Origin of the sequence: Mycolicibacterium pyrenivorans, assembly GCF_025821625.1 — a bacterium.
Taxonomy (GTDB): Bacteria; Actinomycetota; Actinomycetes; order Mycobacteriales; family Mycobacteriaceae; genus Mycobacterium; species Mycobacterium pyrenivorans.
The window spans coordinates 1-5,770 of sequence record NZ_JACKSH010000201.1 but is presented as its reverse complement, the minus strand read 5'-3'; the positions used below and the strand labels follow the sequence as shown (position 1 = coordinate 5,770).

The 5,770-nt window shown below is 62.6% G+C and carries 4 protein-coding genes and 1 pseudogene; 2 read left to right on the top strand and 3 right to left on the bottom strand.

From position 1 onward, the window contains the following. The 3 genes and pseudogenes from H7I57_RS23150 to H7I57_RS23140 all read right to left on the bottom strand — a co-directional run. Positions 1 to 1,937 (bottom strand): Ig-like domain-containing protein (locus H7I57_RS23150; RefSeq protein ID WP_372510334.1); only part of this gene is annotated, 1,937 nt, incomplete at its 3' end. 712 nt (positions 1,938 to 2,649) lie between these two features. Then, the gene (locus H7I57_RS23145; RefSeq protein ID WP_264026338.1) at positions 2,650 to 2,790 is read right to left on the bottom strand and encodes a hypothetical protein; all 141 of its coding nucleotides are present in this window, start codon (positions 2,788 to 2,790) and stop codon (positions 2,650 to 2,652) included. 23 nt (positions 2,791 to 2,813) lie between these two features. Further along, positions 2,814 to 3,671, bottom strand: a pseudogene (locus H7I57_RS23140) (LLM class F420-dependent oxidoreductase); the annotation flags it as partial. A 33-nt stretch (positions 3,672 to 3,704) separates the two neighbouring features. Here H7I57_RS23140 and H7I57_RS23135 point away from each other — a divergent pair. Together H7I57_RS23135 and H7I57_RS23130 are read left to right on the top strand one after the other, a co-directional pair. Beyond that, positions 3,705 to 3,905, top strand: a complete 201-nt coding sequence (locus tag H7I57_RS23135; protein ID WP_264026336.1) for a hypothetical protein — start codon at positions 3,705 to 3,707, stop codon at positions 3,903 to 3,905. Further along, the gene (locus H7I57_RS23130) at positions 3,902 to 4,615 is read left to right on the top strand and encodes a hypothetical protein (protein WP_264026334.1); all 714 of its coding nucleotides are present in this window, start codon (positions 3,902 to 3,904) and stop codon (positions 4,613 to 4,615) included. Before H7I57_RS23135 ends, H7I57_RS23130 begins: the two co-directional genes overlap by 4 nt. Positions 4,616 to 5,770: the final 1,155 nt, after the last annotated feature.

Below are 5,770 nucleotides of genomic sequence, written 5' to 3'. Positions count from 1 at the left end.
GCAACACCCGGCACCACACTCGAAACCTCGGCCTCATCGGTCACCGAAACGGTGAGACCCCGCGGCAGCCCACCCTCGGTGGTGGAGAACGTGATCGCTTTGATCGCCGCCTCATACTGGGCGATCGTCGCGGTCCCCGTCAGCGTCAACGTCTTGGTCGCCGCGTCCCAGGTTCCGGTGACCGGGTTACCCAAGGGAGCGGTGTAGTCCAGGACGTCACCATCCTGGCCACCGGTCACGATCGTCACCGTCGCACCCGACAGTTCGTCGGAGTCGGCGTCAAGCACCTCCACCACGGAGACCACCTGAACCGGCGACCCACCCAACGAGAAAATCGGCGCACCCACGGTGGTGATCACCGGCGGCAAACCGATGGCGTCAAGCACCTCCACCACGGAGACCACCTGAACCGGCGACCCACCCAACGAGAAAATCGGCGCACCCACGGTGGTGATCACCGGCGGCAAACCGATAACGGTCACCAGCGCCGCACCCGGCACCAGACTCCTCACGTCGTCGTCATCGGTGACAAAGATCGTCACTCCACGCGGTAAACCGCCTTCGGTGGTGGAGAACGTGACCGCCTTGATCGCGGCCTCATACTGCTCGATCGTCGCCGTGCCCGTCAGCGTCAACGTCTGCGTTGCCGCCTCCCAGGAGGCCGTGATCGGATTACCCGACGGAGCAACATAACTCAACACATCGCCGGCCTTGCCGCCGGTGGCGATCGTGACCGTCGCCTTCGTCAGCTGGTCGGAGTCGACATCGGTGATCGTCGCCGACGACACCAGCTGCACCGGTGAACCGCCGAGAGTGAAGATCGGCAACCCGGTAGTCACTATCAACGGTGGCAACTGAACAATCGGGTTCACGGTTACGGGAACGGTGACGGTGAGCTCGTCCCGCTGGGCGATGCCGAGAGACCGGAAGAGGCCGTGCAGCACGCTCTGGATGATGCCGAACACGCCAGTGCGATGCTCGGAGGAGTCACTGACGACAACCGTGAAACTGTCTGTCAGAGGGTCGGTGACGATCGTGGTCGGCGTATATACGAAGTTTCCGGTGATCGGGTCCCTGAAGACAAGTCCGTGCTCCGGCTGGACGATGGTGTAGGTCAGCGGATCACCGTTGGGGTCATAGGCGTTGAGGTCGATGACCAGCTGACCCGTCAGAATCTGCTCGGTCGTGATCGGACCCGCCACGGGCGTCTTGTTGAAGAACGTGTGGATGATCTGCCGGCGCACCCACGCCAACAGCGCATCACCCCAGGGAGCCCGCGCAGGCGCCGCCGGGTCCGCGAGCGGCGACACCACACTCGAGACGAGTGCGGAGACGATGTCGACGCTCTCCTGCACCGGCGCGGCAGCGGTTGCCACTACGACGGCGCTGTCAGGACTAACCGTCTGGAGCGACACCACGTCGGTCTGCAGCTCCGGCTCGACTGCAGGGGCGCCGCCCGACTCCGGCGCGACTTCGTCGAGGTCACCGCCTTCAACTGACTCCTCGGCAACCCCGGCGGGCTGCTCGGGGTCACTTGTCGCCGTGGAGGTTTCAGCGATCATGGGCGCTTCGGGTGTGTCACCGGCGCCGACGGTGTCCTCGTCTGCCGTGGGGTCCGACGATGGCGGCGCTTCGTCCGCATCAACCTCTGGATCGGCCGGATCAGGCTGCTCCTCCTCGTCCTGCTCGGCTGGACTGGAGTCCTCGTCGGCGTCCGACTCCTGCGCGTCGTCCCCTTCCAGGTCGCCGCTGGCCACGTCGTCATCGGCGGTGTCGTCGCCGGTCTCCGACGACGTGTCCTCCGCTTCATCTCCGGAGTTCTCTGCCGACGCCCGTGGCCCCGCAGACGCAGTTTCATCGCCGGAGCTGGATGCGGTCGACGCCGATTCCGAGTCGGTGTCCGCGTACGCCACCGCCGCGGAGTTTGCGACGGCCAATCCGACACCCAGCGAGACGGCCAGTGCGCCTACCCGACCGATGTGAAGTGCGTATTTCGGAGATGCCTTGCGCGCGTGGCGTGCCGACCGAGATGGCCCGGCTCCGTCAAGGAGGTCTTTGGCCGCCCAGAACTCCCGCTCACTCCTGGAGGGGGTTCGTGATTGCGCACGATGACGGGCGGGCGTCGCACACATACGTTTTCCTCCGTTAGCTGTGCCTGCGATCCCCCCGCTGGATGTTTGGACACGCCCCTACAAAGGGGCCAGGCTCAGCTTCCGGGCGAACGTGCGCGGCTTCGTCCGCACACCGCTTGCACGCGCAGCGTCATTGCCGCTCCCCGACTCGTTCGCACTACCTTCGGTATTGTTTGCTGAGAGCAACCGGAAAATGGTCCGATCGCCCTCAGCAATGAGAGCTTAGAACACGAGCGTGACGATAATCACGCTGTTCGCGAAGATGCTTCCTTCTGCAACTAATTAGCTACCGATTACCTGCCGCAGTTTTTTGACCGATGCACTTCAACGGCCTAGTGGCGCTTTTCCAGCAAATTATCGTTGACGACAAGATGTACTGGCTTCAGAGCCATCATCATGACCAAAGTCGCCGTGGGGTCGCCTCCCCTCGATGCGGGAACACGTGTGAGGCAGTCCTGAGAGCCGATACGCCGCGATGGCATCCGAGTTCGCGACAATGGCATGACAATCGTTCGGATCACACGCTCGGCGCACCCGAGGACCAGCACCCGACGGAGTCGGCGTGCCCCGCGGCTTCAAGCGCCGCCTCGTGACGGGCCTTCGCCGCGGCCACCGGGCAGGTCAATGCTCCGATGCTCGCGTTCCCAATGACGGTCACCCGATTCCCCACCGGGACACGGGCTACACCATCGCTGGAATCACGTCACGCGCGAAGAGTTCGATGCTCGACCGATCATAGACCGCCTCGGGGAAGTAACAGATCACGTACTCGCAACCGAGATCCCGGAGCCTCTGGAGCGACTCGATCAGTTGCTCCGGAGTCCCACTGCCCGCCTGCGGTGTGCTCATCGAGTTGAGCATGGCATCAGCGGCCGCGTCTCCCGTGAGACCGCTCATCCGGGACCGTACTCGGGATAGCCGGTCCTTGACCTCTGACTCCGAGCTACCGACGACGACGTTGACGTTCGCCGATCGAATGATGGCAGCGAAATCGGTACCGACGTCTGAACAGTGTTGGGAGAGCACCTGGGACTTGTGCGCGAAACCTTCCGGTTCCGAGGTGAAGTTCGTGTACTGCGCATACTTGGCGGCGATGCGCAGGGTGACCTTCTCACCGCCGCCGGCGATCCACAGCGGAATACCTTCGTGCTGAAGAGGTTTGGGCATCACGATCGCTCCGTCGGCCTGATAGTGCTTGCCATCGAAGGTGACGCGGCCGTCACGCCACGCATCACGCATGATCTGCACACCTTCGTCGAGCCGTGCGAGCCGAACGCCCGCAGAGGGGAATCCGTATCCGTATGCGCGCCATTCGTGTTCGTACCAGCCGCCGCCGATTCCCATCTGGATCCGGCCGCCGGAGATGATGTCTGCGGTCGCGGCGACCTTCGCCAGGTACACAGGATTGCGGTAGCTCATCGCCGTGCACATCTGGCCCAGCTTGATCCTCGAAGTGGTTGCCGCGTAGGCGGCCATCAGCGTCCACGCCTCATGGGTGGCCTCGTTCGTCGGCATCGGAACGGTGTGGAAGTGGTCGTACTTCTATCCACTCCGAAAACAAAGGATCGCATGTTGACAAGGCAGCTAGACCCCTCGGGGGTCGACGCCCAAGCGCAGAAGCTTCGCCTCGAGCGCCAAGACTTCCGGCTCCGCAAGGTACCGACCGGGTACAAGGTGGCGCAGCGAATCGGCTCAGGCTGGGAGCTGCTCTCCGAGGTCTACCAGTCCCGTAGGGAAGCTCTGGTATTCATCGATACCGTGGTGAGCAAGTGAACGCCGCCGACTGGCTGAACGCCATCGCCGCCCACCCGGAGACCATCGACATCGACCTACTCGTTGCAGCGTTCCTGGCCCAAGAGCCAGACCGGCTCTGGTCGCTGAGCGACGTGCTCCACGGGCTGCACCGGGAACGGGAGCTGTCCGACCTGCGGGACGCGGTGAAGGCCCTCGTTGGCGACGGGTTCCTAGATGAGATTGTGGCGGTCGAGTGCGACGAGCACCGGGACAACTTCTGGTGCGACGAGTGTGCAGATCCGCTGTGCGGTGACATGTTGTTTCGGATTATCGAGGAGAGAGAGCGCAAAATGCAGTGGACCGACTACGTGAACGAGCAGGGCTATGCGTCACCGGACCAGTTCGAGGAGATCGCCCACCCGAACGGAACCACGGCGTGGACTGTGGCGTGCTGGGCAGCGGTGGCGCTGTCCTGGCCGGGAGTCGCGCCAGTCGAAGGCTGGGAAGGTATCGACGCCGACGAAGTCAGGCGGATCATGCTCAACACGATCCGCAAGGGCATGCGGGTGTTCAGCGAAGAGGCCGCGCGGTGCAAAAGCCGGGACGCCGAGGAGGCAGCGAAGGCGCTGGAGGCCGTCCTAGACGACGATGAGTTCGCGCTCGCGGCGGCGTATGCGCTGCCGGTGGCTGACGGCAACGTCCGTCAGACGCTTCGGGACGCGGGAGCGTCGTGGCTAGACGAAGCATGATCGATTGAGTTCCCGACTGCCCCCGTCGAATCGAATCGGCGGGGGTTTGTCGTTTGACCTTCCAATAGAATGAGGATAATGGATCGAGTCATTATCGCGATTCCTTTTATCGGAATGTTGGAATGCTCGAATGCAACTCACCATTCGTTGGTACATCACGAATCATTGGGGCTTGCCTCGATGCCAAGCCGGGTGTACCGTCGGAACAAGTCGGGCCGAAGGGTCGGACTTAGTGTTGTGCCTTGGATCAGAGACCCCTCCCAGAGGCTCTGAGGGCCACGGAGAGCGACGAACACCCCCTGTCCGCATAAGCGATACCGGAGAGCGTGGCCCAGGCCCGCAGAGGCCATCTGAGAGGCCGGGTCGGAGCGGAACGGAGCATCTGCGCTGGTGGGGGCCGGTTTTGGGCCGTCCCTCGCGCGGGCCCCCGCACGCGAGACAAGGAATCTTTGAACCCCCAACGCAGTTGGGGGAAGTAATAACTAACCAACCCCTTCGGGGGTTGGTCTAGAGATCCCCTGAAGGGATCTCTTCTAGGGGATTTTCCTAAAGAAAATCCCTTCTAGAGTTTATTATTTTAACCACTTACAAGGGGCTCCTGAAGAGCCCCGTTAGAGTTATTCCAGGGAGGCTCTGCAGAGCCTCCTTCGAGGGAGCCAAAGAATGGCTCCCGAGGCAGGGTAGTACCATTGTTTGAGGGAGCCTAGAATGGCTCCCGCTGGTGATGAAGGAATGGATGATTTGAACCTCCCGGAGTCGAATACAGTTCGGTGCATTCGCCTCCTCCGGTGCAACCTGTTGTGTCAGCACACCGCCTACTCGACCGCCCTATGACCCCCGTCAAGGGTGAAGGGGTCAGGGCGGCACTCGCACGGCGGGTGCAGCCACGGCCCGCGAGGTACAACGGTTGGTACAAACGACCCCCGATGTACTGCAGCGCAACTTGGCGCTGTGAGTTCCGACACACAACACCACACACCACCGAAGAAGGAAAACAGCCACATGAGCCTTGATTTTGAAGACTGGAGCCACGGCGGCGGTCACATGCACTTTGTGTGTTGCCCGTCGCTATGGATGAGGATGTCGGCGTCATTGGCGGTGATGATGGGTGGGCTATGAGAACGGCCCCGCTCGGTGTGGTGAGCGGGGCCGTGG